The organism is Enterobacter cloacae complex sp. 2024EL-00227, from assembly GCF_043945315.1.
GTDB classification, from domain to species: Bacteria; Pseudomonadota; Gammaproteobacteria; order Enterobacterales; family Enterobacteriaceae; genus Enterobacter; species Enterobacter roggenkampii.
Window position 1 is genome coordinate 32,175 of record NZ_JBIMQP010000002.1, and the last position, 25,185, is coordinate 57,359.

Sequence of the window (25,185 nt, forward strand, 5' to 3'; positions counted from 1 at the left end):
GTTTAGTCTGGCAGGATGCCATGCAACCGACAAGAAGATTAGGCTTAATAAAAAAGGCCCGGCAAGCGGACCTTTTTTTATAGCTTTCGGGCCGTCAGGCTCAGACCTTTTTGAAGATCAGAGAACCATTCGTGCCGCCAAAGCCGAAGGAGTTACACAGGGTGTACTCCATACCGCTAACCTGGCGCGCTTCATGAGGAACGAAGTCCAGATCGCAACCTTCATCCGGGTTATCCAGGTTGATGGTTGGCGGAACAGCCTGATCGCGCAGCGCAAGGATAGAGTAGATGGACTCTACTGCACCCGCAGCACCCAGCAGGTGACCGGTCATAGATTTCGTGGAGCTAACCAGTACGCGGCTGGCAGACTCGCCGAAGATAGACTTCACAGCCTGCGCTTCAGCTTTGTCGCCCGCTGGCGTAGAGGTACCGTGAGCGTTAACGTAGCCAATCTGCGCTGGGGTAATACCCGCATCACGGATCGCGTTTTCCATCGCCAGCGCAGCACCCGCACCGTTCTCCGGAGGAGAGGTCATGTGATAAGCATCGCTGCTCATACCAAAGCCAACGACTTCAGCATAAATTTTCGCACCGCGTTTTTTCGCATGTTCGTACTCTTCCAGCACGAGCATACCTGCGCCGTCACCCAACACGAAACCATCGCGGTCTTTATCCCACGGACGGCTCGCCGCCTGAGGATTATCGTTACGGGTAGAAAGAGCACGCGCTGCACCAAAGCCACCGACACCCAATGGGGTACTGGCTTTTTCAGCACCGCCCGCAACCATAGCATCTGCATCGCCGTACGCAATGATACGCGCGGCCTGGCCGATGTTATGCACGCCAGACGTACACGCGGTAGCGATAGAAATGCTTGGCCCACGCAGGCCGAACATAATGGTCAGGTGACCTGCCACCATGTTAACAATCGTGGACGGAACGAAGAACGGGCTGATCTTACGCGGTCCGCCATTCATCAGCGATGTATGGTTTTCCTCGATCAGGCCAAGACCGCCAATCCCGGAGCCGATAGCAGCGCCGATACGGGTTGCGTTCTCTTCCGTAATCTCAAGGCCAGAATCCTGCATGGCCTGAACGCCAGCGACAATTCCATATTGAATGAAGGCATCCATCTTGCGCTGTTCTTTGCGCGAGATGATCTCTTCACAGTTAAAATCCTTTACTAAGCCAGCAAATTTCGTTGCATAGGCGCTAGTATCGAAATGGTCGATTAGGCTGATGCCGCTCTGACCGGCAAGGAGAGCTTTCCAGGTGGACTCTACGGTATTGCCGACAGGAGACAACATGCCAAGTCCGGTCACAACTACACGACGCTTAGACACGTTTGTCCTCCAGGGAGGGATAAAAAAAGAGATTCGTGGGACTAAAAAAGATAAAACTCAGGCGGTCGAATGACCGCCTGGAGATGTTCACTTACGCCTGGTGGCCGTTGATGTAATCAATGGCAGCCTGAACGGTGGTGATTTTCTCAGCTTCTTCGTCCGGAATCTCAGTATCAAACTCTTCTTCCAGAGCCATTACCAGCTCAACGGTGTCAAGAGAATCTGCGCCCAGGTCTTCAACGAAGGAAGCGGAGTTCACAACTTCTTCCTGCTTAACGCCCAGCTGTTCGCCGATAATTTTCTTAACGCGTTCTTCGATAGTGCTCATACTCTTAAATTTCCTATCAAAACTCGCTTTCGCGATGGTTTTCGTAGTGTATAAAATGTTGAAAAATTTGCAACTAAATCCCGGCAGGTCTTACCACGATTTTACGTTATTTTGAGGCCATTTGCCCTAATAACGCAAATATTTTCGATCGTGATTAAACCATGTACATCCCGCCGTTGACGTGGAGGGTCTCACCAGTGATGTAACCCGCTTCGTCAGAGGCTAAAAATGCAACCGCACTGGCGATTTCTTTAGGATCGCCAAGACGACCCGCCGGAACTGCCGCCAGTGTACCCGCACGCTGCTCATCGGTCAGCGCACGCGTCATGTCCGTTTCAATAAAGCCCGGAGCAACAACGTTTACAGTAATCCCGCGGGACGCGACTTCACGCGCCAGCGATTTACTGAAACCGATCAGACCTGCTTTCGCCGCAGCGTAGTTAGCCTGACCAGCATTTCCCATGGTACCAACCACAGAACCAACAGTGATAATACGACCATGACGCTTTTTCATCATAGCGCGCATTACCGCTTTTGACAGACGGAATACAGATGACAGGTTGGTTTCGATAATATCGTTCCACTCGTCATCTTTCATTCGCATCAGAAGGTTGTCGCGAGTGATCCCGGCATTATTGACCAGAATATCCACTTCACCAAACTCTGCGCGAATATTTTCCAGAACAGATTCGATAGATGCTGGTTCGGTCACATTCAGTACCAGACCTTTACCGTTCGCACCCAGATACTCGCTGATGGCCTGCGCGCCATTCTCGCTGGTTGCTGTACCAATCACCTTCGCGCCGCGCGCAACCAGTGTTTCAGCAATTGCACGCCCGATACCGCGGCTTGCGCCAGTCACCAGGGCGATTTTTCCTTCAAAACTCATGGTATTCCTCTTTTATTGCGAGAGTGCCGCTGACATCGCTTCCGGCTCGTTAATCGCCGAGGCTGTCAGGGTGTCAACAATACGTTTCGTCAGACCGGTGAGGACTTTCCCTGGGCCGACTTCATACAGATGCTCAACGCCCTGAGCGGCCATAAACTCAACGGTTTTGGTCCACTGTACCGGGCTGTAGAGCTGGCGAACCAGTGCGTCGCGGATAGCTTCCGGCGCGGTTTCGCATTTCACATCGACGTTGTTCACAACGGCAATCGTCGGTGCGTTAAACGTAATTTTTTCCAGCTCAACCGCCAGTTTCTCGGCGGCTGGCTTCATTAACGCACAGTGGGACGGCACGCTGACCGGCAGCGGCAGCGCGCGTTTCGCGCCAGCAGCTTTACAGGCAGCACCGGCACGCTCAACCGCTTCTTTATGACCAGCGATAACCACCTGGCCCGGCGAGTTGAAGTTAACCGGTGAAACCACCTGCCCTTCAGCAGATTCTTCACACGCTTTTGCAATCGCAGCATCATCCAGACCGATGATAGCAGACATGCCACCTGTGCCTTCTGGCACCGCTTCCTGCATGAATTTACCGCGCAGTTCCACCAGACGTACGGCGTCAGCAAACGCGATCACACCGGCACAGACCAGCGCTGAGTATTCACCCAGACTATGGCCCGCGAGCAGCGCAGGCGCTTTACCGCCCTGCTGCTGCCAGACACGCCACAGCGCAACAGACGCTGTCAGCAGCGCTGGCTGTGTCTGCCAGGTTTTGTTCAGTTCTTCGGCCGGGCCCTGCTGGGTCAGCGCCCATAAATCATAACCCAGTGCATCAGAAGCTTCACGGAAAGTCTCTTCAATGACCGGATAGTGTGCTGCCATTTCAGACAACATCCCAACGGTTTGAGAGCCCTGACCCGGGAACACAAAAGCAAATTGCGTCATTTTTTAACCCTTATTCTAGAAACGAACCAGCGCGGAACCCCAGGTGAACCCGCCACCGAAGGCTTCAAGCAAGACCAGCTGGCCCCGTTTGATTCGCCCGTCGCGTACCGCTTCATCAAATGCGCACGGTACTGACGCCGCAGAGGTGTTGCCGTGACGATCCAGCGTCACCACAACGTTATCCATCGACATGCCCAGCTTTTTCGCGGTCGCGCTGATGATACGCAGGTTCGCCTGATGCGGCACCAGCCAGTCGAGCGCGGAGCGCTCAAGGTTATTCGCTTCCAGCGTTTCATCAACAATGTGCGCAAGCTCAGTCACCGCCACCTTGAACACCTCGTTCCCTGCCATGGTCAGGTAAATCGAGTTGTCCGGATTAACGCGATCGGCGTTAGGCAGGGTCAAAAGCTCACCGTAGCTGCCATCAGCATGCAGATGCGTAGAGATGATACCCGGCTCTTCGGACTGCCCCAGCAGCACCGCGCCCGCACCATCACCAAAAATAATGATCGTTCCGCGATCGGTTGGATCGCAGGTACGCGCCAGCACGTCAGCACCGATCACCAGCGCATATTTGACGGCTCCGGACTTCACGTACTGATCGGCAACGCTCAGCGCATAGGTAAAACCTGCACACGCAGCGGCAACGTCAAACGCCGGGCAACCTTTAATGCCGAGCATATTCTGCACCTGGCATGCCGCGCTTGGGAAAGCATGTGTAGCAGACGTCGTGGCCACCACGATCAAACCGATCTGTTCTTTATCAATGCCCGCCATCTCGATAGCACGCTGTGCGGCTTCGTAACCCATGGTGGACACGGTTTCGTCTGGCGCGGCGATACGACGTTCACGGATACCTGTGCGCGTGACAATCCACTCGTCAGACGTATCTACCATTTTTTCCAGATCGGCGTTGGTACGCACTTGTTTTGGCAGGTAGCTGCCGGTACCTAAAATCTTCGTATACATGTACGCTCAGTCACTTTTAGCTAATACAGATTCCAGGCGAGCGGCAATCCGCTGAGGGACTTGTCGCTGCACCGCCTGCACTGCCTGTTCAATGGCGACAGAAAATGCTCGCTGATTGGCGGCGCCATGACTCTTAATCACGATGCCGCGCAATCCTAACAGACAGGCGCCATTATACTGGTCGGGGTTGAGGTGACTGAATCGCCGCGTCAGGCTCTTTTGTAACCAACGCTTCAATAAAATCAGCCACCAGGCGCTTTTTTTGCCCTCTCCCTGTGATTTCAGCAGAGAAAGAAACATCCGCACGACCCCTTCCATGGTCTTCAACGTTACGTTTCCGGTGAAGCCATCGCAGACCAGAACATCCGTTTTACCCGTCAACAACTCATTGGCTTCGAGATAACCAATATAGTTGATGGAGGGAACCTGTTTGAGCAATTCAGCTGCTTCGCGAATGCTGTCCAGGCCTTTGGTCTCTTCTTCACCAATGTTCAGTAACGCAACACGGGGAGTGTTGATCCCGACCACTTCTTCTGCCAGCACCGATCCCATTACGGCAAACTGAGCCAGCATTGTACTATCACAATCGACGTTCGCGCCCAAATCAAGCACCACCGTCTTGCCCTTCTGCTGATGCGGCAACACCGTCACCAGCGCCGGGCGCTCAATACCGTCAATCGGTTTGAGCAACAATTTCGCCAGTCCCATCAGCGCGCCGGTATTACCCGCGCTGACGCAAGCCTGGGCTCGTCCTTCTTTCACCAGCTCCAGCGCTATCCGCATTGAGCTGCCGCGGCTGTTGCGAATCGCCTGCGAGGGTCGGGCATCACTGGCAATAACTGACTGCGCAGGAATAATCTGCAGACGTGAACGTTGTTCAAAGTCAGCTTTTGCAAGTAATGGCGTGATTGCGTCGGGATTGCCGACTAAAAGAAGAGTGAGTTGCGAATTAGAATTCAGTGCCTGCAATGCTGCAGGCACTGTCACGGAAGGGCCAAAATCTCCCCCCATGACATCTAACGCCAGGGTTAGACGTGTCAAGGTATCGTCGCAGCCTGGTTCGGTAAGTTCCCCGTTTGCACGGGGAGCTCCTCACTAAGCCTAATCACGCTGACGCGTGATTACTTAGTGATAACCTTGCGGCCGCGGTAGAAACCGTCAGCGGTGATGTGGTGACGCAGGTGTTTCTCACCAGAAGTCTTGTCTACAGACAGGCTGGTAACTGCAGTCAGCGCGTCATGGGAACGACGCATGCCACGTTTGGAACGGGTTGGTTTATTCTGTTGTACGGCCATGGACCTTACTCCTCAATTACTTACGCTTTAAGCTGGCTAATACGGCAAATGGGTTTGGTTTTTGCGCTTCATCAGGCAGTTCCCCAAAGACCATGTCCGCCTCGGACACTTCACAGTGTTCAGAATCATGCACCGGAACGACTGGCAAGGAGAGGATGATTTCATCTTCAACCAGAGCCAGAAGATCGATTTCACCGAATTCGTTAACCTCAATCGGCTCATACGCTTCCGGGAGTGCTTCAGCCTGTTCGTCAGAACGAACCGGACTGAAACAATACGTTGTGTGAACATGCTGTACAAACGGTTTCCCGCAACGCTGACACTCGAGCGTTACCGTCACCTTTGCATCACCGGTTAAAACGGCGAGGCGCTGGTTGTCGATAGCGAACGACATGGAGCATTCTACATCACTGTCCACACTGACTACGGATTCGGCAATACGCTCAGCCTGATCGGAAGTATAGATACCTTCGTAATCGAGGCGTTTTTGAGCCGTACGTACCGGATCAAGAGTCAGGGGTAATTTTACCTTTTGCATAGGGCGCGCATATTAACTTTGTAACGTCATAGAGTCAAAGAAAAAGGCAACCAGAGCTGCCTTTTGCCAATTATTCGCACACATTGCGGCCTGTAGTTTAAAATGGCTGGCATCGATACGCTATATCTGGTGATAAAAATATGCCAAATCTCGTCCTTGCATCCACGTCTCCCTACCGCCGAATGCTGCTGGAAAAGCTTGGGATCCCGTTTGAATGCGCTGCACCAGACGTGGATGAGACGCCACTGCCGGGCGAGTCACCGCGCCATCTGGTGACGCGTCTTGCTAAGGAGAAGGCGCAGTCGCTGGCCGCACGCTATCCTTCGCATTTGATTATAGGCTCGGATCAGGTTTGCGTACTGGACGGCGAAATCACCGGCAAGCCGCATACAGAGGAAAATGCCTGCCAGCAGCTTCTGCGCGCGCGCGGTACTATCGTGACCTTCTATACGGGCCTCGCCCTCTATAACGCCGCGTCAGGCCATCTGCAAACCGAGTGCGAGCCGTTCGACGTACACTTCCGTCATCTCAGCGAGCAAGAGATTATGGATTATGTGCGTCGTGAGCGACCGCTGAACTGCGCGGGGAGCTTTAAAAGTGAGGGGCTGGGGATTGCGCTGTTCGACAAGCTGGACGGTCGGGATCCGAACACCCTGGTGGGGTTACCGCTGATTGCCTTGTGTCAGATGTTACGGCGAGAAGAGTGTAATCCGCTGTCGATGTGACCTTCGCCGGGTGGCGCTGCGCTTACCCGGCCTACAAAACCGTAGGCCCGTGCAAGCGCAGCGCCGCCGGGCAAAATCAGCCGCGCAGAACCTTCAGGCAGCGTTTCAACTGCTCATCCAGCGGCGCTTCAATACGGATGACTTCACCGGTATTTGGGTGGGTAAACTTCAGCGCTGCCGCATGCAGGAACAGACGCGATAGCCCCGTTCCCGCCAGCTGCTTATCAAACTCGCGGTCGCCATAGCGGTCATCAAACGCGATGGGGTGCCCTGCAAACTGCGTATGCACGCGGATCTGGTGGGTACGACCGGTCACCGGACTGCAGCGCACCAGCGTGGCAAACTCATAGCGCTCTTCAACCTTAAAGCGCGTCTCAGACGGTTTCCCTTCCTGGCTCACGCGGACAATACGCTCGCCGCTTTGCAGAATGTTCTTCAGCAGCGGCGCCTGCACCACTTTTACATGGGACTGCCACTGACCGCGCACCAGCGCCAGGTAGTCTTTCTGCATCCCTTTTTCACGCAGCTGTTCATGCAGGGAACGCAGCGCAGAACGTTTTTTCGCTACCAGCAGCACGCCAGAGGTATCACGGTCAAGACGGTGCACCAGCTCAAGGAAACGCGCTTCCGGGCGCAGGGCGCGGAGCCCTTCAATCACACCGAAGCTCAGGCCGCTACCGCCATGGACTGCCGTTCCTGACGGTTTATTCAGCACCAGAATGTGGTCATCTTCGTAAAGGATGACATCGCTCAGGGCCGCCACTTTCTGTAGCTTCGGTGAAACGGTCTCTTCTTCACGCTCTGCCACGCGCACCGGCGGAATGCGCACTTCATCGCCCGCCTCGAGTTTGTACTCGGGCTTCACGCGTTTTTTGTTCACCCGCACTTCGCCCTTACGCAGGATGCGGTAAATCATGCTCTTTGGCACCCCTTTCAATTGGGTGCGCAAGAAGTTATCGATACGTTGCCCCGCTTCATCTTCGGCGATGGCAACCATTTTTACGGCTGGAGTCTCTGTTTTCATGGTTGGCGATTCTAAATATCGTCAGCCATTAGCGCCACTCATTTTTCTATGCTTATATTTACTTTTATCCGGCCTGCGCCCCGTTTCACGCAATCGATTTGGTGGTTATTAAACCAATCACCACCTTGAGGTGAAGAAACTGTGAGTAACCGGGTGATAATTGGTAAAAGTCATCTTGCTATAACCCGGCGAGCAGTGGAATAATGAGGTCGTTTTCCGCGTTAAATCCGGGTTTTGTAAGGATGTCGACGGAATGACCAATTTTGTCTGACCGATCATCCACGCAGCAATGGCGTAAGACGTATTGATCTTTCAGGCAGTTAGCGGGCTGCGGGTTGCAGTACTTCCCGGTATAAGGATTGTTCTCTGGAGAGTTCTACCCAGGCAATTCCCCTGATAATTGCGCTGTGTTTCCGTATGAAACACAGGCAACCGACACTCTGCGCCTCTTAAGCGAGCGACAACCGTGAGGTTGGCGACGTGAACAGACACGAGGCCATCGGTTCATACCCCGGAAAGCGTCACCTTGCCCGCAGCTTTGTCGTCAATGTAAGAATAACGAGTAAGTTACGATGAAAAGAATGTTAATCAACGCAACTCAGCAAGAAGAGTTGCGTGTCGCCCTTGTGGATGGGCAGCGCCTGTACGATCTGGATATCGAAAGTCCTGGACACGAACAGAAAAAAGCGAACATTTACAAAGGCAAAATCACCCGCATTGAACCAAGCCTTGAAGCTGCATTTGTCGATTACGGTGCTGAGCGTCATGGTTTCCTCCCTCTGAAAGAAATCGCCCGCGAATATTTCCCTGCAAACTACAACGCCCATGGCCGCCCAAACATCAAAGATGTTCTGCGTGAAGGTCAGGAAGTTATCGTTCAGATTGATAAAGAAGAGCGTGGCAACAAAGGTGCCGCACTGACAACCTTTATCAGCCTGGCGGGGAGCTATCTGGTGCTGATGCCAAACAACCCGCGTGCGGGTGGTATCTCTCGCCGTATCGAAGGTGATGACCGTACCGAGCTGAAAGAAGCGCTGGCAAGCCTTGAACTGCCTGACGGCATGGGGCTTATCGTGCGTACCGCAGGCGTCGGGAAATCCGCCGAAGCGCTGCAGTGGGACCTCAGCTTCCGTCTGAAGCACTGGGAAGCCATCCAGAAAGCAGCGGAAAGCCGCCCTGCTCCGTTCCTGATCCACCAGGAAAGCAACGTGATCGTGCGTGCCTTCCGTGACTACCTGCGTCAGGACATCGGTGAGATTCTGATCGATAACCCGAAAGTGCTTGAGCTGGCGCGCCAGCACATCGCCGCGCTGGGCCGTCCGGATTTCACCAGCAAAATTAAACTGTACACCGGTGAAATCCCGCTGTTCAGCCACTATCAGATCGAATCCCAGATTGAGTCCGCCTTCCAGCGTGAAGTGCGTCTGCCATCCGGCGGTTCTATCGTTATCGATACCACTGAAGCGCTGACCGCTATCGACATCAACTCCGCGCGTGCAACCCGCGGTGGCGACATCGAAGAGACCGCCTTCAACACTAACCTTGAAGCCGCTGATGAAATCGCCCGCCAGCTCCGCCTGCGCGACCTGGGTGGTCTGATTGTTATCGACTTCATCGACATGACCCCTGTACGTCACCAGCGTGCGGTAGAAAACCGTCTGCGCGAAGCGGTGCGTCAGGATCGTGCGCGTATTCAGATTAGCCATATCTCACGCTTTGGCCTGCTGGAGATGTCCCGTCAGCGTCTGAGCCCATCGCTGGGTGAGTCCAGCCATCACGTCTGCCCACGCTGCTCCGGCACCGGTACCGTGCGTGATAACGAGTCGCTGTCCCTCTCTATCCTGCGTCTGATTGAAGAAGAAGCGCTGAAAGAGAATACCAAAGAGGTTCACGCGATTGTGCCTGTGCCAATTGCGTCCTACCTGTTGAACGAAAAACGTGCTGCGGTCAGTGCCATTGAAGCACGTCAGGGTGGTGTTCGCTGCATCATCGTGCCAAACGATCAGATGGAAACCCCGCACTACCACGTGCTGCGTGTCCGTAAAGGCGAAGAGACGTCAACGCTCAGCTACCTGCTGCCGAAGCTGCACGAAGAAGAGATGGCCCTGCCATCTGATGACGAGCCAGCAGAGCGTAAGCTGCCAGAGCAGCCTGCGTTAGCGACCTTCATCATGCCAGAAGCCCCACCGGAAGCCGCCCTGGAAAAACCAGCGGCCAAACCTGCGGCGCAGAAACCAGAAGCGACGGCCGCGAAAGCCCAGCCTGCGCAGCCGGGTCTGCTGAGCCGCTTCTTCGGCGCGCTGAAGAAGATGTTTGCCGGTGAGGAAGTTCAGCCAGAGCAGCCGAAAGAAGAGCCAAAAGCGGCCAAGCCTGAACGTCAGCAGGACCGCCGTAAGCGTCAGAACAACCGCCGCGACCGTAATGACCGTAGCGATCGTAATGAGCGCAACGAGCGTCGTGACAACCGTGACAACCGCTCTGACAATAACGAAGGCCGTGAGCAACGCGAAGACAACCGTCGCAACCGTCGCGAGAAACAGCAGCAGAATGTTGAAGATCGTGAAATTCGCCAGCAGGCGGGCGATGAGTCTGAGAAGATCAAACAGCGTGACGACCAGCAGCCGCGCCGTGAACGCAACCGTCGTCGTAACGACGAGAAGCGTCAGGCACAGCAGGAAGTCAAAAACCTGAACCGCGAAGAGCCTGTAGAGCAGCAGGACGGCGAGCAGGAAGAACGTACTCAGGTCATGCCGCGCCGTAAGCAGCGCCAGCTTGCTCAGAAAGTCCGCTTCGCCTCTGAAGCAACCGAAGAGACAGCAAACGTTGCGGTTGAAACTCGCGAGAGCGCAACCGGTACGCAGCTGGCAAAAGTTGACCTGCCAGCGATCGTTGATAACAACATTGAGCAGGATGAAAACGGTGAAAACCGTGATAACGCCGGCATGCCGCGCCGTTCACGTCGTTCCCCACGTCATCTGCGCGTCAGCGGTCAGCGCCGTCGTCGCTATCGTGACGAGCGGTACCCGACTCAGTCTCCAATGCCGCTGACCGTTGCCTGTGCTTCACCAGAAATGGCTTCCGGCAAAGTCTGGATCCGCTACCCTGTTGCTCGCCCGGAGCAGGTTGTTGAAGAACAGCCGGTAACGGAAGAGGTCATTGCACCTGTAGCAGCGGTAGAAGAGGTCGTGACTGAAACGGCAACCGTGGTTGAACCTCAGGTTGTTGAAACTGAAGCACCTCAGGCCGCGGACGTCGAAACCACGCATCCGGAAGTGATTGCCGCGCCGGTTGATGCCGCACCGCAGCTTATTGCTGAAGAAGATGTCGTGGTGGCTGAGGAAATCGCTGAAGAGGCTGAACCTGTAGCCGCGGTAGAAGAAGCCGCTGAAACCCTCGTCGAAACCACCGCTGAAGAGGTCGTTGAGGACGTTGAGATTCAGGTTGAACCGGTTGTTGAAGAGCCGAAAGCGCCTGAAGTGAAACCTGAGCCGGTTGTCTCTGCGCCAGCCGCTGCCCACGTGGCGACAGCACCAATGACCCGCGCTCCGGCGCCGGATTACGTGCCTGAAGCGCCGCGTCACAGCGACTGGGTTCGCCCGGCCTTCAGCTTCGAAGGTAAAGGCGCAGCCGGTGGTCATAGTGCAACGCATCAGGCGACTGCACCGGCAACGCGTCCACAGTCTGTCGAATAACGACAAACGACACTGAAGTAAAAAGCCGACCCTTGGGTCGGCTTTTTTATGGCTGCTGAACAGGCTTTCTCATCCCGGTCACCTCCGGCATGACCTGCCGCATCAGCTCAAGAAAACGCCGCAAGCGTGCCGGATAATAACGGGACCAGGGATAGACCAGATGCACCGGTAGCGCTGCGGGCTGCCACTCCGGCAGCAAATGCACCAGCCGCCCTTCCCGAATATCGTCCTGTACCGTCCAGCTGGATACCACGGCCACGCCAAGGCCGGTAAGTGCCGTATTGCGTGCGACATACAGGCTGTCGGTGCTGAGCCGTGGCGTAATAGCAATCCGCGCGGTGGAGGACGAAGCATCGTGAAAAAGCTCCACGTGGCGCTGGTAGAAAGAGCTGATGGCTATCCAGGGAAACTGCTGCAAATCCTCCGGCGTATTCACCGCCGGGAAGCGGGCCAGCAGAGCCGGAGAAGCCACCACCGAGCGCGGCACCTCCGCCAGCAGTACGGATACGGTAGCCGGATCGACCTCCACGCCCACCCGAATAGCACAGTCAAGGTTGTCGCCGAGGAAATCGGCCGACCGATCGTTGAGCATCCACTCAATCGAAAGCTGCGGATAGCGTTGCAAAAATTCGGTTACGGGTTTCAGAAGCTGATCCTGACCAAACGCGTGCGGTGCCCGCACCCGCAGCACGCCTACCGGCTCATCTTCCGTCTGCCCTACCTCATCCTCCAGCGCCAGCCAGCTGTCAATCACCCGACGGGCGTGCTGATAGCAGCACTCGCCGTCATCCGTTAGCCGCGTCGTGTGGGTGGTGCGCAACAACAGGCGCACGCCCAGCATGGTTTCAAGCGACTGCAACCGTCGGCTTACCGTGGCCTGGGTTGTTGCCAGCTGCCGCGCCGCCGCTGAGAGCGAACCCGCCTCGACAATGCGGACAAACGTCCGCATTAACTCCACCCTGTCTATACGCTCAGCTCTTTTCATCGCATTTTCACTTATACGTTCAACGTATAAGCGTTTTACCACCGGGCCCGCTACCGTCGCAAGGCGTACTGATAAAAAATAGCCTCACACGATGAATGAGGAACAACTTATGAACACAACAACGACTCCCCATGCTGTAAGCCGCTGGGTGATCTTTATGCTGGCTCTGGGGGCTGGCTTCAGCGTGGCATCAATCTATTACGCGCAGCCCCTGCTGCCGCTGATGGGTGCCGACCTGCATTTGAGTATTGAAGGTATGGGCCTGGTGCCAACATTAACGCAGGCAGGCTACGCGCTTGGCATCCTGTTCCTGCTTCCTCTGGGCGATCGCCACGACCGCAGGACGTTAATTTTGATCAAAAGCGCGGCGCTGGCGCTGTTTCTTCTCGGCTGTAGCCTGACCGGGCAGATCCATTCCCTGCTGCTGGCAAGCCTGCTTATCGGCATGGCCGCCACCATGGCACAGGATATCGTCCCTGCCGCGGCCATCCTTGCGCCGGAAGGTAAACAGGGGAAAACCGTGGGCACGGTAATGACCGGGCTGCTGATGGGTATCTTATTATCCAGAACCGTGAGCGGCGTGGTGGGCGAAGCGTTTGGCTGGCGCGTCATGTACCAGCTGGCAGCGGCGAGCATTGCGTTCATCGGGGTAATGATGTGGTTTGTACTTCCCCGTTTTGCCATTCACTCCACGCTGAGCTACCCCGCGCTGATGCGCTCGATGGAACACCTGTGGGGTCGCTACCCGGCGCTGCGCCGCGCGGCGCTGGCTCAGGGTTTCCTGTCGATTGCCTTTAGCGCCTTCTGGTCAACGCTTGCGGTCATGCTGCTGGAACGCTATCACCTGGGTAGTGCCGTCGCAGGTGGTTTTGGTATTGCCGGTGCCGCGGGTGCGTTAGCTGCCCCACTGGCGGGGGGTCTGGCGGACAAACTGGGGGCAGGAAAAGTCACGCAGCTTGGTGCCGTTCTTGTGACCGTCTCTTTCGCCCTGATGTTCCTGATGCCCGCGCTGGGCGTTCATGGACAGCTGATGCTGATCGCCATCTCTGCCGTCGGGTTCGACCTGGGCCTGCAGTCCAGCCTGGTCGCCCATCAGAACCTGGTGTACAGCCTTGAACCGCAGGCGCGTGGTCGTCTCAACGCCCTGCTCTTTACGGTCGTCTTTATCGGGATGGCGCTGGGGTCCGCGTTAGGCAGCAATATCTACTCGCTGGCTGGCTGGACGGGTGTGGTCGCACTGGCCACCGTCTGTGGCGTCATTGCGCTGGTCATCCGTCTGATAGAAAGCGCGCGTGTCGCCTCAGTAACGGCAGAAGTCGCATAAAAAAAATGCCCAATCCAGACGGATTGGGCAGCAAAACATGCCCAGTTTCAAGACATGTTCTAAGAGGTCAAGATGTTATTTGTTCAGCTGGAACAGAGACATGCCCTGCATATCGCTAAACGCTTTATAAGACGCCTGCAAGGCCGCCTGCTGCATGGTGTAAGAAGAAATCGCTTCGTTCCAGTCGACATCCACCAGATCGCTCATCTGCTTCGTCTGGCCCAGCGCGCGGTCATCGCCCAGCGTATCGAGTTTTTCCAGCTCGTTCATCTTGGTGCCCACATCCGCAACGACCGTCAGGATATTGTTCTGGGAGTTTTTGATGCCGATTTGCGCATTGGCAATCACCTGGCTTTGCGCCGTTGCAGCAGCCGGATCGTTCTCAATCGGCGTCTTCAGCGACGCGATGGCAGAATCCAGGATTTTGAACATGTTCGTCTGGCCATATCCACCGCCCGGCAGCTCTTCCGCATTACTGGTAATGCTTTCGAAAATCTGCTGCCCGGTATGGCTAATGGTCATATTTCGCGCCGTATCAACCTGCTGCGTGATGGCCTCTGCGCCGCCGTTATAATCCCCGGTCGCCGCATCAAACGGTGCACTCTCGGTTTTGTATCCCGCAAAGATAAAGCGACCATTACCATCCGTCGTGTTGGCCAGGTTCATAAGCTGATCGCGGATCCCCTGAATATCGGTCGCCAGAGAAAGGCGGTCGTCATCGCTTAATGTGCCGTTCGACGCATAAACGAGCTTCTCGCGCACGCTTGAGAGCGCGGTGTTCACCTGCGTTAACACGTTATCTTCCAGCGAGACTTTTTGCGTGGCGAAGGTACGTGCAAGCGCGAACTGGCTGTTTTGCGACTGCGATTGTGACAGAACGATGGCCTGCGACGCGGCGATAGGATCGTCCGAAGGACGGTTAACGCGCTTACCGGTGGACATCTGCTCACCGTAGCTCAGCCATCTGCTCTGGGAATCGGTGATCCCGCGCATGTTCTGCTCATACATCATCTGGGTGCTAATACGCATTATTCACCTCAACCTTAACGAATGTTGATAATTGCATCGAAGAGCGTACTGGCAGTCTGGAGAACCTGGGCGTTTGCCAGGTAATACTGCTGATAACGCTGCAAATTGCCATACTCTTCGTCGAGGTTTACCCCAGAGATGGTCTGCTGCTGCTTGATTAACTGCGTTTCCACATTCGCTTTCGTCTGGCTGCTCACCTTCAGTGACGCCGTTGAGCTACCGACTGTACTGACGAGAGAGGCATACGCATCGTTAAAGGTTTTATTCCCACCCACAACTTTCGCGTTTTGAAGATCAAGCAGTTTCTGGCCATTACGGTTATCACTTTCGCCGCCGTTCTGCACTGACGCCATCGCCAGTTTGGACTCGTCGCTGATCGCCAGATCCATGTTCATGATGACGTCGGAAACCGGCTTCACGGTAAAGCTGTCTTTGGTATTTGCCGTGCCGCTCACGTTGACGTTAAGACCATCAAACGACAGGTTGCCGCTGGCATCCGGGCTCATCGTAAAGCTGGTTTTGTCTGATGTACGGGTGATCGTCCAGTCAGTGCCGTTGAACTGCAGCTTATAGTCTGTCGCCTGGACCTGCTTGCTGTCCGTCACAGAGGCCGTAACAACCGCCGATCCGCCGTTCTTGCTGTTGGACAGCACCGCCGGAGAACCAAAGTTGAACAGCTTACCGCCCGCATCACCGTTAGCGTCAAAGCCAGCCTCATGCTGCGTGTTCATCGAATCGGCAAAGGCCAGCGCCATCTGGTTCAGGGTGTTACGAGCTTTATCCAGATCTTCCGTGCGGAAGGTCAGTAAACCGCCCAAAGAACCGGTGGTGATCATCTTTTCCGGGATCTCTACGTTCCCGGCCACGTCATCGACATAGGCCACGGTGGTACGAGCCGGATCGGCACTCGACTTCACGGCAGCCAGCTGGTTAGCTTTGCTGCCCTGCACCAGGCTGTAACCGTTGCCGAAAGAGATGTTATACGTGCCGCTATCCTGCACAGACACTTCCACGCCGACGATTTTGTTCAGCTCGTTGACGAGCTGATCGCGCTGGTCAAGCAGATCGTTAGGCGATGCGCCCGCACCGACGCCGGTCAGACGGGAAATCTGATCGTTCAGATTGGCAATCTGTTTGGCGTAGTTGTTGATCTGCGACACGCTGGTTGAAATCGCGGTATTCACCTGCGTATCCTGGTCACGAAGATACTGATCGTTGGTTTTGAACTGATTGACCAGACCGCCCGCTTTACCCAGCACCGTCTGACGCGCCGCCGGATCTTCCGCGTTGCTCACCAGGGTTTGCAGACTTTTGAAGAAGTCTTGCAGCGTGGTGGAAAGCGAGTTGGTGGTATCGGAGAGCACATCGTCGATTTTTGACATCTGCTGATAGCGCGTCGTCAGGCCGCTGCTCTGCGTCTGCGCGGCGCGCAGCTGATTGGTGATGAAGGCGTCATACTCACGCTGGACACCGGAGACATACACCCCGTTACCCACCCAGCCACCGCCGGTCAGCGTGCTGTTAGATGCACCCAGCACCGTCGTCTGGCGGGTGTAACCTGCCACGTTGTAGCTTGAAATATTATTACTGACGGTATTGAGTGCCGACTGCGCGGCACTGAGGCCACTCATGGCGCTGTTAATCAAACTGGACATGGGGGTTCCTTTTATACGTTCAGACACGAGTCCTGATGAAGGTTATCGGCAACCTCCACCGGGACTTGAGAACTTTCAGAACAGATTTTCAATATCTGCGCTATAGGCTTTGCTGACCTTCTCGCCCATGGATTTCAGCTGCTGGATCATGCTGGTAAGCTTGCGCGCGTAGTTCGGGTCGGTCGCGTAGCCCGCGTTTTGCAGGGCCTGAGCGCCCTGCTCCGCCGTCGCCGCCTGCGTAACGGCGGTGTAACGCGGATTTCGACTCAGCAGCCCGACATAATCGGACAGTGCTTCCAGATAAGAGCTGTAGACGCGGAATTTCGCTTTCACCTTCACCGCCGCACCGTTCTCGTATTCGGTGGTGGTGATCTCCGTGGTCGGCCCTTTCCAGCTGGAGGTGGCCTTCACGCCGAAGATGTTAAAGCTCGGGTCGCCGTTTTCCTTGCGGATCTGGCGCTGGCCCCAGCCCGACTCCAGCGCGGCCTGGGCGAGAATAAGATGGTGAGGCACGCCGCTCTGTTCACTGGCCAGTCGCGCAGGCAGAGATAGCTGCGCCAGGAAGTCTTTGCTGTCACCGGAGAGCGCCTCGTCGCCGCTGCCCGTTGCCTTCGGTATCGCTTTACGCACCATCTGCGTCAGCGCCTGGTTCTGATAACTGGTCACCGTTTCCAGATCGAACTTCATCGGCACCTGCTGCGGCTGCTCTTCTGGCTGAACACCCTGTGCGGCGGCGGTCTGTTTGACAATCATGTCAGCCAGACCGAGGCCTTTACCGGCGGTCATCTGCTGCGCAATCTGCTGGTCATACATGCTGGTGTAAAGACGCGTTGAATCGCTGCTGAACATCCCGTCTTTCGGCAGGGTTTCGCGCATGCTTTTCAGCATCATCTGGACAAACATCCCCTCAACCTGGCGGGCGACCGGGCGGATATTCGCCGCCGGGTCTTTACCTGCTTTGGTTTTCAGTTCGTTGAGCGACTGGGCGTCCCAGGCGGCACTGGTCAACAGTTTGCTATCGGTCAGCATCAGATGATTTCCAGTTTGGCGCGCAGGCAGCCCGCGCTTTGCATGGATTGCAGAATGGACATCAGATCCATCGGCGTCGCGCCCAGCGCGTTCAGGGCACGCACCACGCTGTTCAGGTTGGCGCTGGAGCGCACGCTCTGCAGAGAGCCGCCGCTCTGGCGTAAATCAATCTGCGTTTGCGGCGTCACCACCGTCTGGCCGCCACCAAATGGTGTATCCGGCTGGCTGACGTTGGCAGAACGGTTAACCGTCACCGACAGGTTACCCTGCGCCACGGCGCAGCTATCCAGCGACACTTCCCGGTTCATCACCACGGAGCCCGTACGGGAGTTGATGATCACTTTGGCATCCTGCACCGGCACGTTCACTTCCAGATTCTGGATATCCGCCAGCATGCGCACCTGGTTGCTGCTGCCGGTAGAGGTGCGGATCTGCACGGTACGCGCATCCAGCGCCGTGGCATTGCCATAGCTGCGGTTGATGGTGTCGGCAATCTGCTGCGCCATCGTGAAGTCTTCATTATTCAGCTGCAGGTTGATGGTGTTGCCTGCGCCAAACTGGGTCGGCAGCTCACGCTCGATGATCGCGCCGTTGGTAATACGTCCGCCGTTCAACTGGTTCACCTGCACGCTGCTTCCGCCTGCCGATGCACCCGCACCGCCAACCAGAATGTTACCCTGCGCCAGAGCATAGACCTGGCTGTCGACGCCTTTCAGCGGGGTCATCAGCAGCGTACCGCCGCGCAGGCTTTTGGCGTTACCCATTGAGGAGACCACCACGTCAATGGTCTGCCCCTGGCGCGCAAACGCCGGGTAAGAGGCAGTGACCATTACCGCGGCCACGTTTTTCAGCTGCATGTTGGTTCCCGCCGGCACGGTAATACCGAGCTGGGAAAGCATGTTGTTCAAGCTTTGGGTGGTAAAAGGCGTCTGGGTCGTCTGGTCACCGGTACCGTCCAGCCCCACCACCAGGCCATAGCCAATCAGCGAGTTCTGGCGGACGCCCTGAACGCTGGTGAGATCGCGGATGCGGTCAGCCTGGGCAAACGTTGCTACAAGAACCAGCGCCACGGCGAAGATCGATTTAAACATGGGTCACCTCGCTTACATCGGCGATAAATTAAGGAAGAAGCGCTGCAGCCAACCCATATTCTGCGCTTCATTAATGTAGCCGTTACCGACGTACTCAATGCGCGCATCCGCCACCTGGGTGGACGGAACGGTGTTGGTGCCGCTGATGGTGCGTGGATTCACCACGCCCGAGAAGCGAATGAATTCAGTGCCCTGGTTAATGGCGATCTGTTTTTCACCCACGACGTGTAAATTGCCGTTAACCAGCACCTGGTCAACCGTAACCGTCAGCGTACCGCTGAAGGTGTTGCTGGCGTTTGCGCCACCTTTACCGTTAAAGGTGTTGCCGCCGGAAGCCTCAACATCCGCACGGGCATTGCCGAACAGGCCCTGCAGATAGCGTGGAACGGTGTCGAAGCCAAAATTGGTTTTGCCATCGCGGCTGGCGTTCGCCGACGAGCTCTTGCTCGCGCTGACGTTTTCCTGCAGCACAATGGTCAATGTATCGCCAACGTTACGCGGGCGGCGATCTTCAAACAGCGGCTGATAGCCGTAATTAATCGGCTGCGCGGTCTGGAAAATGGAGCCGTTGACTACTGGCGCAGGGCCAGGAACGGGTTGGGCAGTCGTCGCACCCTGGACCAAAGGTTTAGACGGGATCCAGGCACACCCGCTGAGGGTGACGGCCAGAACAGTCAGAATCGGATAACGAAACGCCGCGTTTTTTTGCATTGCCTTCATCTTCGAAAACAGGGAGCCGGCGCGGCGTTTACCGCACCGGGCTACACCTTAGAGTTGCGTCAGTTTCTGCAGCATCTGGTCGGTCGTCGACACTGCTTTACTGTTAATTTCATACGCGCGCTGAACCTGGATCATATTTACCAGCTCTTCCGCCACGTTCACGTTGGAGGTTTCAACATAGCCCTGATACAGCAGGCCCGCGCCGTTCAGGCCCGGGGTGCTCTCATTTGGCGTACCGGAGGATTGCGTCTCGGTGTAGAGGTTCTCACCAATGCTTTCCAGACCGGTATCGTTCATGAAGGTGGTCAGGTTGAGCTGCCCAACCTGAACCGGCGCAGCCTGCCCCTGCTGGGTTACGCTGACCACACCGTCACGTCCGATGGTAATGCTCAGGGCGTTCGCCGGGATGGTAATCGCAGGCTGAACCTGGAAACCGCCCGCCGTCACCAGCTGGCCGTTCTGATCGACCTGGAACGAGCCGTCGCGGGTGTAGGCAGAAGTCCCGTCAGGCAGCTGCACCTGGAAGAAGCCCTGGCCTTTGATCGCCACGTCTTTGCTGTTGTTGGTCTGAGACAGGTTGCCCTGGCTGTGCAGACGCTCGGTCGCCACCGGACGAACACCGGTACCGATCTGCAGGCCCGATGGCAGCGTCGTCTGTTCAGAAGACTGCGCGCCCGGCTGGCGGATGGTTTGATAAAGCAAATCTTCGAAAACGGCGCGTTGACGCTTGAAACCATTGGTGCTCACGTTTGCCAGGTTGTTGGCAATCACGTCCATACTGGTTTGCTGGGCGTCCAGGCCAGTTTTCGCGATCCATAAAGAACTGATCATAAGGAATCCTGTTAGCTCATAGCCAGAAGTTGGTTAGCCTTGCCCGCGTTTTCATCGACGCTGCTGATGATCTTCATCTGCATTTCAAAACGACGGGCGCTGGCGATCATGTCGGTCATGGCTTCGACCGGCTTGACGTTACTGCCTTCCAGAACACCAGACATCACGCGGATGCTCGGATCGGCCTGTAAGGTGGCACCCCGCGTCGCCTGCGCCGCCTGGGTCAGACGGAACATGCCGTCGTCGCCACGCTGCACCTCTTTGCCTTCCGCCTTGACCAGCTTCAGACGACCGACGGGCGCAACGGTATTGGCCGGGTCGCCCGGGTTGAGCGCCGAAATGGTGCCGTCCGCAGCGATAGTCAGCTCAGAACCTTCCGGTACGGTCAGCGGACCCGCTTCCCCCATCACCGGATGCCCCTGAATCGTCAGCTGGCCCGTCGCGCTCACCTGGATGTTCCCGTTACGGGTATAGCCTTCGCTACCGTCCGCCGTTTGCACCGCCAGCCAGCCGTCCTGCTGCAGAGCCACGTCCAGCGGGCGTGAGGTGTAATCCATCTGCCCTGGCGTCATATCGGCACCAGGGGTTGATGCCGTCACCAGCGTACGGGTCGGCAGGGAAAGCCCTTCTACCGGCACCGCGCGCAGCGCATTAAGCTGCGCGCGAAAGCCCGGCGTTGAGGCGTTTGCCAGGTTGCTGGCGGTAACGGCCTGCTGATTGAGCGTCTGACTTGCCGCGCCCATCGCGGTATATATTGCGTGATCCATTGCGCTTTCCTGTTAGCCGCTTAACGCAGGTTAACCAGCGTGTTGAGGATCTGGTCCTGGGTTTTGATGGTCTGCGCGTTCGACTGATAGTTACGCTGCGCGACGATCATGTTCACCAGCTCTTTACTCAGATCGACGTTAGAGGCTTCCAGCGCACCGTTGGTCAGCGTGCCGAAGTTACCGCTTCCGGCAGTACCCAGCAGCGCCACGCCGGAGGACTGGGTGGCAGACCAGACGTTGTCGCCTTCCGATTTCAGACCTTCGTTGTTGGCGAAGTTTGCCAGCACGATCTGGCCCAGAACCTGGGTCTGTTCGTTGGAATAGTTACCGACCACAGTGCCGTCGTCATTGATTTGGTAGCTCACCAGGTCGCCTGGTTTAAAACCATTCTGGCTGGTCGCGACGATATTGTTCGCACCGGTGTTCTGCTGCATGGAGTTAGCAAAACTCATGGCGAAGGTCGCTGGCGTCGCACCTGGGATGGTCGCGGTAGTGATGTTGATATTTCCACCACCGGTCAGCGTACCGTTATTATCAAAGGTCAGCGTGGTGGCGAGTGCCGCCGTGCTGCCTGCGACGCTACCGTCCTGGGCATACACTTTCCAGGAGTTAGCCGGGGTCGCATCTTTGACATAAAACAGGTTCATGTTGTGCGCATTACCCTGGCTATCAAAGACGGTCACCGTACCTTTTTTGTTGTACGTGTCCGGGTTAGCCGGATCAAAGGCGGTGGTCGGCGCGGTATCGGTGGAATTCAGGTTAATCTGCTGGGAAGCCGTGGTGGTGGACTTCGCGGCCATCAACGTGGTTGGGATATTAATGACCTGTGGGTTCGCCCCGGTCTGAACCGTTGATGGCGTCCCGGCAACCGGATACCCCGTTAACTGCATCCCCTGCATGTTCACCAGATTACGGTTTTCATCCAGCTTGAACTGGCCGTTACGGCTGTAGAACACAGAGCCGTTGGAGTCGACCATACGGAAGAAACCGTTCTGGCTGATGGCGACGTCCAGACCACGACCGGTGTTGGTGGTGGTGCCGTCGCTAAAGTCCTGAGTGATGCCCGCAACTTTCACGCCCAGGCCGACTTTGGAACCGGCAAACATGTCTGCAAAGGAAGCAGAACCGGATTTAAAACCATAGGTCGCGGAGTTGGCGATGTTGTTGCCAATGACGTCCAGGTTGGTGGCCGCAGCATTCAGGCCGCTGACCGCTTGAGAAAAGGCCATGACTTACTCCTGATAAGTGTTAAGGCTTAGATAATCTGCCGAACTTCGTCGAGTGTGGTGGTACCGGAGGTACCCAAATCCAGTTTGTTGCCGTCGCCCCCTTTAATCACGCCCTGAACCAGCGCGAACTGCAGCGGCTGCGCCACCAGCTGGGTTGTCCCGTTGCTGGCGCTAATCGCGACTTTGTAGGAGCCATTTGGTGCTTTCGTGCCGTCGGTCAGGCTGCCGTCCCAGGTAAAGGTGTGAACGCCCGCCTTCAGCTCGCCGATATCGATGGTACGAACCACGGCGCCGGTTGAGTCGGTGATCGTCGCGGTCACTTTGTCAGCCGCCTGCTGCAATTCCACGCCGAACGGCGTAGTGGTGGTGGTCGATGTACCCTCGGTGGTGCTGGTACCCGCAAGAATAGTGGTACCCGGGATCATCACGCCGTGACCGATCAGGCTTGCAGCCTGCAGGGACTGGGCGCTGTTAATCTGACCGGAGACGGAACCCAGGGTGGTGTTCAGTTTCTCAATGCCGCTCACGGTGCTGATCTGCGCAAGCTGCGTGGTCAGTTCGTTGTTCTGCATTGGGTTAGTCGGATCCTGGTTCTTAAGCTGCGCCACCAGCAGCGTCAGGAAGCTGCTCTGCAAATCGGAGGCATTGCTTCCCGTCAGGGAGCTGGAGCTTGTCGAACTTTTGGTGTTGTTAACACCCGTGTTCGTAGGATCATTCACATTTACGGCGATGGACATGCATGTCTCCTTTACTGGCCGAGAGTCAGTGTTTTGAGCATCATGCTCTTCACGGTATTAAGCACTTCGACGTTCGCCTGGTAGCTACGGGACGCCGACATGGAGTTCACCATCTCGCCCACCACGTCCACGTTAGGCATCTTCACGTATCCGTTAGCGTCCGCGAGCGGATTACCAGGCTCGTACACCAGCTTGTCCGGCGCCTGGCTCTCTACCACGTCAGACACCTTCACGCCGCCTGTTGCCGCACCTGGCGCAGCGTCGACCTGAAACACAACCTGTTTAGCACGATAAGGCTGACCGTCAGGTCCGGTCACGCTGTCGGCGTTCGCCAGGTTACTGGCTGCCACGTTCAGCCGTTTTGACTGAGCGGTTAACGCCGAGCCGGCGATATCAAAAATATTCAGCAAGGCCATTTATCAGTTGCCCCCCTGCAGGACGTTCATCATGCCTTTGATTTGTCCGCCGAGTACGGTCAGGCCCGTCTGGTATTTCAGGCTGTTATCGGCAAACTGCGTACGCTCCCGGTCCATATCCACGGTGTTACCGTCGAGTGAAGGCTGGTCGGGGATGCGATAAAGTAAATCGGTCGATGGCGCGGTCATCGCCTGAGCAGGAATATGGCGAGAGGATGTCATGGCGAGTGCAACACCCGTTCCTTCGGCACGTCCACGCTCCATCACCTTTTTGAGTTCACTGGAAAAATCAATATCGCGCGCCTGATACCCGGGCGTATCGGCGTTAGCGATGTTGGCGGCTAAAATCTCCTGCCGCTGGGCGCGTAAATTGAGCGCTTCCTGCTCAAAACGTAACGCGGCGTCGAGTTTATCGAGCATGTCTCCTCCGCTGATGGCAAAATTTCAGTTCACAGCTTAAATCTCACCCGGTCTCCCCTATCGACGGAATAAGCGCAAAATGCGTCGCTATTTATTCCGTTGATGCAAAACCACTGCAGGTAGAATTCACCCAACTCTGGAAACGGTGGAACTTGCGATGCAAACGTTAAAACGTGGCCTGATGGCAACCGTCTTGCTGTTTAGCCCTCTGGTGCAGGCCGGGGATTTACAGAATGCGCTGACGAATTTTTTTGCCCAGAAGCTGGCGGGCTTTAGCGACGAAGTTAACGTGACCATCCGTACGCCGCCGAATCTGTATCCGACCTGCGAGCAACCGTCATTCAGCGTGACGGGGACCACGAAGCTATGGGGCAATGTGAACGTGCTGGCACGCTGCGCCAACGAAAAACGCTATTTACAGGTTGCAGTTCAGGCGACGGGCAATTATGTTGTCGCCGCCGTCCCCATTGCGCGTGGCAGCACACTCCAGGCAAACAGCGTGACGCTGAAGCGCGGGCGTCTGGACCAGCTTCCGCCACGGACAATGCTGGAAATGAATCAGGCACAGGACGCCGTCAGCCTGCGCGACGTGGCCCCGGGCCAGCCGATTCAGCTCTCCATGCTTCGCCAGGCGTGGCGTGTTAAAGCAGGACAGCAGGTGATGGTGGTCGCCAACGGAGATGGCTTTAGCATCAACAGTGAAGGGAAAGCGTTAAACAATGCTGCGGTGGCGCAAAACGCCCGTGTCAGAATGTCCTCGGGCCAGGTGGTTAGCGGAACCGTCGATGCTGATGGGAATATTCTGATTAACCTATAATCTTTTTAAAGATTCCGCGGCGCGTGCCGATAAATATTCCACTAATGATGATGTCAGGCGCAAACGCCGCGAACCCTCGATGAGGACAACACTATGAGCATTGATCGTACATCAGCCCTGAAGCCGGTAAGCGCTGTACAACCTCGCGAAACGAATGACGCAACGGCGCAGAAAACGCGTCTGGAGAAACCGTCAACGTCCAACAGCACCAGCGTGACCCTGAGCGACGCGCAGGCAAAACTGATGCAGCCGGGCAGCAACGATATCAATATGGAACGTGTTGAAGCGCTGAAAACGGCTATTCGTAACGGTGAGCTGAAAATGGACACCAGCAAAATCGCTGACGCCCTGATTCAGGAAGCACAGAGTTTCTTACAGAGTAACTAACCGT

General features: G+C 56.1%; 26 protein-coding genes. 5 read left to right on the top strand and 21 right to left on the bottom strand.

What is annotated here, in order from left to right; all coding sequences use genetic code 11:
- Window positions 1–100: 100 nt before the first annotated feature.
- From fabF to yceD, 8 genes are all read right to left on the bottom strand, one after another.
- The gene (gene fabF / locus ACHH0Z_RS03110) at window positions 101–1,342 is read right to left on the bottom strand and encodes a beta-ketoacyl-ACP synthase II (RefSeq protein WP_008500794.1); all 1,242 of its coding nucleotides are present in this window, start codon (window positions 1,340–1,342) and stop codon (window positions 101–103) included.
- 91 nt (window positions 1,343–1,433) lie between these two features.
- Window positions 1,434–1,670 (bottom strand): acyl carrier protein, encoded by a 237-nt coding sequence (gene acpP / locus ACHH0Z_RS03115; RefSeq protein ID WP_003857954.1) that lies wholly within the window; start codon window positions 1,668–1,670, stop codon window positions 1,434–1,436.
- 154 nt (window positions 1,671–1,824) lie between these two features.
- Entirely contained in the window at window positions 1,825–2,559 is a 735-nt protein-coding gene (fabG, locus tag ACHH0Z_RS03120) for a 3-oxoacyl-ACP reductase FabG (RefSeq protein WP_008500795.1), read from the bottom strand.
- Between the two features lie 12 nt (window positions 2,560–2,571).
- A complete protein-coding gene (gene fabD, locus ACHH0Z_RS03125) occupies window positions 2,572–3,501 on the bottom strand; it encodes an ACP S-malonyltransferase (protein WP_008500796.1) in 930 nt (309 codons plus the stop codon).
- Window positions 3,502–3,516: 15 nt separating this feature from the next.
- The gene (locus ACHH0Z_RS03130; RefSeq protein ID WP_008500797.1) at window positions 3,517–4,470 is read right to left on the bottom strand and encodes a beta-ketoacyl-ACP synthase III; all 954 of its coding nucleotides are present in this window, start codon (window positions 4,468–4,470) and stop codon (window positions 3,517–3,519) included.
- A 6-nt stretch (window positions 4,471–4,476) separates the two neighbouring features.
- Window positions 4,477–5,511, bottom strand: a complete 1,035-nt coding sequence (plsX, locus tag ACHH0Z_RS03135) for a phosphate acyltransferase PlsX (protein ID WP_021240758.1) — start codon at window positions 5,509–5,511, stop codon at window positions 4,477–4,479.
- Between the two features lie 80 nt (window positions 5,512–5,591).
- The gene (rpmF, locus tag ACHH0Z_RS03140; protein ID WP_003857964.1) at window positions 5,592–5,765 is read right to left on the bottom strand and encodes a 50S ribosomal protein L32; all 174 of its coding nucleotides are present in this window, start codon (window positions 5,763–5,765) and stop codon (window positions 5,592–5,594) included.
- Between the two features lie 16 nt (window positions 5,766–5,781).
- Window positions 5,782–6,303: a 23S rRNA accumulation protein YceD gene (gene yceD, locus ACHH0Z_RS03145; protein ID WP_021240759.1), complete on the bottom strand. Its 522-nt coding sequence runs from the start codon at window positions 6,301–6,303 to the stop codon at window positions 5,782–5,784.
- A 140-nt stretch (window positions 6,304–6,443) separates the two neighbouring features.
- Here yceD and ACHH0Z_RS03150 point away from each other — a divergent pair, with 140 nt between their 5' ends.
- Complete coding sequence (locus tag ACHH0Z_RS03150) at window positions 6,444–7,028, top strand: nucleoside triphosphate pyrophosphatase (RefSeq protein WP_045406621.1); 585 nt, start codon at window positions 6,444–6,446, stop codon at window positions 7,026–7,028.
- Window positions 7,029–7,104: 76 nt separating this feature from the next.
- Here ACHH0Z_RS03150 and rluC read toward each other — a convergent pair whose 3' ends face one another.
- Window positions 7,105–8,052 carry a 23S rRNA pseudouridine(955/2504/2580) synthase RluC gene (rluC, locus tag ACHH0Z_RS03155; protein ID WP_021240761.1) on the bottom strand — a complete coding sequence of 316 codons (948 nt, stop codon included), beginning with the start codon at window positions 8,050–8,052 and terminating at the stop codon, window positions 7,105–7,107.
- A gap of 572 nt (window positions 8,053–8,624) precedes the next feature.
- Here rluC and rne point away from each other — a divergent pair.
- Window positions 8,625–11,744: a ribonuclease E gene (gene rne / locus ACHH0Z_RS03160; protein WP_045406623.1), complete on the top strand. Its 3,120-nt coding sequence runs from the start codon at window positions 8,625–8,627 to the stop codon at window positions 11,742–11,744.
- A 46-nt stretch (window positions 11,745–11,790) separates the two neighbouring features.
- Here the strand turns inward: rne and ACHH0Z_RS03165 are convergent, their stop codons facing one another.
- Window positions 11,791–12,693, bottom strand: coding sequence for a LysR family transcriptional regulator (locus ACHH0Z_RS03165; RefSeq protein WP_391524571.1), 903 nt, complete (start codon window positions 12,691–12,693; stop codon window positions 11,791–11,793).
- A 145-nt stretch (window positions 12,694–12,838) separates the two neighbouring features.
- Between ACHH0Z_RS03165 and ACHH0Z_RS03170 the strand changes: the two genes are divergently transcribed.
- Complete coding sequence (locus tag ACHH0Z_RS03170; protein ID WP_021240764.1) at window positions 12,839–14,053, top strand: MFS transporter; 1,215 nt, start codon at window positions 12,839–12,841, stop codon at window positions 14,051–14,053.
- Between the two features lie 75 nt (window positions 14,054–14,128).
- Here the strand turns inward: ACHH0Z_RS03170 and flgL are convergent, their stop codons facing one another.
- The 11 genes from flgL to flgB all read right to left on the bottom strand — a co-directional run bounded on the left by flgL (window position 14,129) and on the right by flgB (window position 23,977).
- On the bottom strand, window positions 14,129–15,082 hold the full coding sequence (gene flgL / locus ACHH0Z_RS03175) for a flagellar hook-associated protein FlgL (RefSeq protein ID WP_008500805.1): 954 nt from the start codon (window positions 15,080–15,082) through the stop codon (window positions 14,129–14,131).
- Window positions 15,083–15,096: 14 nt separating this feature from the next.
- Complete coding sequence (flgK, locus tag ACHH0Z_RS03180; RefSeq protein ID WP_008500806.1) at window positions 15,097–16,737, bottom strand: flagellar hook-associated protein FlgK; 1,641 nt, start codon at window positions 16,735–16,737, stop codon at window positions 15,097–15,099.
- Between the two features lie 75 nt (window positions 16,738–16,812).
- The gene (gene flgJ, locus ACHH0Z_RS03185; RefSeq protein WP_045406628.1) at window positions 16,813–17,766 is read right to left on the bottom strand and encodes a flagellar assembly peptidoglycan hydrolase FlgJ; all 954 of its coding nucleotides are present in this window, start codon (window positions 17,764–17,766) and stop codon (window positions 16,813–16,815) included.
- Entirely contained in the window at window positions 17,766–18,857 is a 1,092-nt protein-coding gene (locus ACHH0Z_RS03190; RefSeq protein WP_045406630.1) for a flagellar basal body P-ring protein FlgI, read from the bottom strand. Before ACHH0Z_RS03190 ends, flgJ begins: the two co-directional genes overlap by 1 nt.
- 12 nt (window positions 18,858–18,869) lie before the next feature.
- Window positions 18,870–19,568 carry a flagellar basal body L-ring protein FlgH gene (flgH, locus tag ACHH0Z_RS03195; RefSeq protein WP_003857987.1) on the bottom strand — a complete coding sequence of 233 codons (699 nt, stop codon included), beginning with the start codon at window positions 19,566–19,568 and terminating at the stop codon, window positions 18,870–18,872.
- A gap of 57 nt (window positions 19,569–19,625) precedes the next feature.
- Window positions 19,626–20,408 (bottom strand): flagellar basal-body rod protein FlgG, encoded by a 783-nt coding sequence (gene flgG, locus ACHH0Z_RS03200; protein ID WP_395149493.1) that lies wholly within the window; start codon window positions 20,406–20,408, stop codon window positions 19,626–19,628.
- Between the two features lie 11 nt (window positions 20,409–20,419).
- Window positions 20,420–21,175 carry a flagellar basal body rod protein FlgF gene (locus tag ACHH0Z_RS03205; protein ID WP_008500811.1) on the bottom strand — a complete coding sequence of 252 codons (756 nt, stop codon included), beginning with the start codon at window positions 21,173–21,175 and terminating at the stop codon, window positions 20,420–20,422.
- 20 nt (window positions 21,176–21,195) lie between these two features.
- On the bottom strand, window positions 21,196–22,404 hold the full coding sequence (flgE, locus tag ACHH0Z_RS03210; protein WP_008500812.1) for a flagellar hook protein FlgE: 1,209 nt from the start codon (window positions 22,402–22,404) through the stop codon (window positions 21,196–21,198).
- A 26-nt stretch (window positions 22,405–22,430) separates the two neighbouring features.
- Window positions 22,431–23,141 (bottom strand): flagellar hook assembly protein FlgD, encoded by a 711-nt coding sequence (gene flgD / locus ACHH0Z_RS03215; protein ID WP_045406631.1) that lies wholly within the window; start codon window positions 23,139–23,141, stop codon window positions 22,431–22,433.
- Window positions 23,142–23,152: 11 nt separating this feature from the next.
- Window positions 23,153–23,557, bottom strand: coding sequence for a flagellar basal body rod protein FlgC (gene flgC, locus ACHH0Z_RS03220; RefSeq protein WP_013097138.1), 405 nt, complete (start codon window positions 23,555–23,557; stop codon window positions 23,153–23,155).
- Window positions 23,558–23,560: 3 nt separating this feature from the next.
- On the bottom strand, window positions 23,561–23,977 hold the full coding sequence (gene flgB, locus ACHH0Z_RS03225; RefSeq protein ID WP_045406635.1) for a flagellar basal body rod protein FlgB: 417 nt from the start codon (window positions 23,975–23,977) through the stop codon (window positions 23,561–23,563).
- A gap of 157 nt (window positions 23,978–24,134) precedes the next feature.
- Here flgB and flgA point away from each other — a divergent pair, with 157 nt between their 5' ends.
- Together flgA and flgM are read left to right on the top strand one after the other, a co-directional pair.
- Window positions 24,135–24,794, top strand: coding sequence for a flagellar basal body P-ring formation chaperone FlgA (gene flgA / locus ACHH0Z_RS03230; RefSeq protein WP_045406637.1), 660 nt, complete (start codon window positions 24,135–24,137; stop codon window positions 24,792–24,794).
- A gap of 93 nt (window positions 24,795–24,887) precedes the next feature.
- Window positions 24,888–25,181 carry a flagellar biosynthesis anti-sigma factor FlgM gene (flgM, locus tag ACHH0Z_RS03235; protein ID WP_008500817.1) on the top strand — a complete coding sequence of 98 codons (294 nt, stop codon included), beginning with the start codon at window positions 24,888–24,890 and terminating at the stop codon, window positions 25,179–25,181.
- Window positions 25,182–25,185 lie beyond the last annotated feature (4 nt).

Coding starts and splice junctions, on each gene's coding strand:
- flgM (WP_008500817.1), top strand. CDS start 24,888: ATGAGCATTGATCGTACATCAGCCCTGAAGCCGGTAAGCGCTGTACAA.
- ACHH0Z_RS03190 (WP_045406630.1), bottom strand. CDS start 18,857: ATGTTTAAATCGATCTTCGCCGTGGCGCTGGTTCTTGTAGCAACGTTT.
- flgK (WP_008500806.1), bottom strand. CDS start 16,737: ATGTCCAGTTTGATTAACAGCGCCATGAGTGGCCTCAGTGCCGCGCAG.
- ACHH0Z_RS03205 (WP_008500811.1), bottom strand. CDS start 21,175: ATGGATCACGCAATATATACCGCGATGGGCGCGGCAAGTCAGACGCTC.
- flgD (WP_045406631.1), bottom strand. CDS start 23,141: ATGTCCATCGCCGTAAATGTGAATGATCCTACGAACACGGGTGTTAAC.
- flgL (WP_008500805.1), bottom strand. CDS start 15,082: ATGCGTATTAGCACCCAGATGATGTATGAGCAGAACATGCGCGGGATC.
- fabG (WP_008500795.1), bottom strand. CDS start 2,559: ATGAGTTTTGAAGGAAAAATCGCCCTGGTGACTGGCGCAAGCCGCGGT.
- flgC (WP_013097138.1), bottom strand. CDS start 23,557: ATGGCCTTGCTGAATATTTTTGATATCGCCGGCTCGGCGTTAACCGCT.
- flgG (WP_395149493.1), bottom strand. CDS start 20,408: ATGATCAGTTCTTTATGGATCGCGAAAACTGGCCTGGACGCCCAGCAA.
- ACHH0Z_RS03165 (WP_391524571.1), bottom strand. CDS start 12,693: ATGCGGACGTTTGTCCGCATTGTCGAGGCGGGTTCGCTCTCAGCGGCG.
- rne (WP_045406623.1), top strand. CDS start 8,625: ATGAAAAGAATGTTAATCAACGCAACTCAGCAAGAAGAGTTGCGTGTC.
- flgE (WP_008500812.1), bottom strand. CDS start 22,404: ATGGCCTTTTCTCAAGCGGTCAGCGGCCTGAATGCTGCGGCCACCAAC.
- ACHH0Z_RS03150 (WP_045406621.1), top strand. CDS start 6,444: ATGCCAAATCTCGTCCTTGCATCCACGTCTCCCTACCGCCGAATGCTG.
- rluC (WP_021240761.1), bottom strand. CDS start 8,052: ATGAAAACAGAGACTCCAGCCGTAAAAATGGTTGCCATCGCCGAAGAT.
- ACHH0Z_RS03170 (WP_021240764.1), top strand. CDS start 12,839: ATGAACACAACAACGACTCCCCATGCTGTAAGCCGCTGGGTGATCTTT.
- flgH (WP_003857987.1), bottom strand. CDS start 19,568: ATGCAAAAAAACGCGGCGTTTCGTTATCCGATTCTGACTGTTCTGGCC.
- flgJ (WP_045406628.1), bottom strand. CDS start 17,766: ATGCTGACCGATAGCAAACTGTTGACCAGTGCCGCCTGGGACGCCCAG.
- flgB (WP_045406635.1), bottom strand. CDS start 23,977: ATGCTCGATAAACTCGACGCCGCGTTACGTTTTGAGCAGGAAGCGCTC.
- fabD (WP_008500796.1), bottom strand. CDS start 3,501: ATGACGCAATTTGCTTTTGTGTTCCCGGGTCAGGGCTCTCAAACCGTT.
- acpP (WP_003857954.1), bottom strand. CDS start 1,670: ATGAGCACTATCGAAGAACGCGTTAAGAAAATTATCGGCGAACAGCTG.
- flgA (WP_045406637.1), top strand. CDS start 24,135: ATGCAAACGTTAAAACGTGGCCTGATGGCAACCGTCTTGCTGTTTAGC.
- ACHH0Z_RS03130 (WP_008500797.1), bottom strand. CDS start 4,470: ATGTATACGAAGATTTTAGGTACCGGCAGCTACCTGCCAAAACAAGTG.
- rpmF (WP_003857964.1), bottom strand. CDS start 5,765: ATGGCCGTACAACAGAATAAACCAACCCGTTCCAAACGTGGCATGCGT.
- yceD (WP_021240759.1), bottom strand. CDS start 6,303: ATGCAAAAGGTAAAATTACCCCTGACTCTTGATCCGGTACGTACGGCT.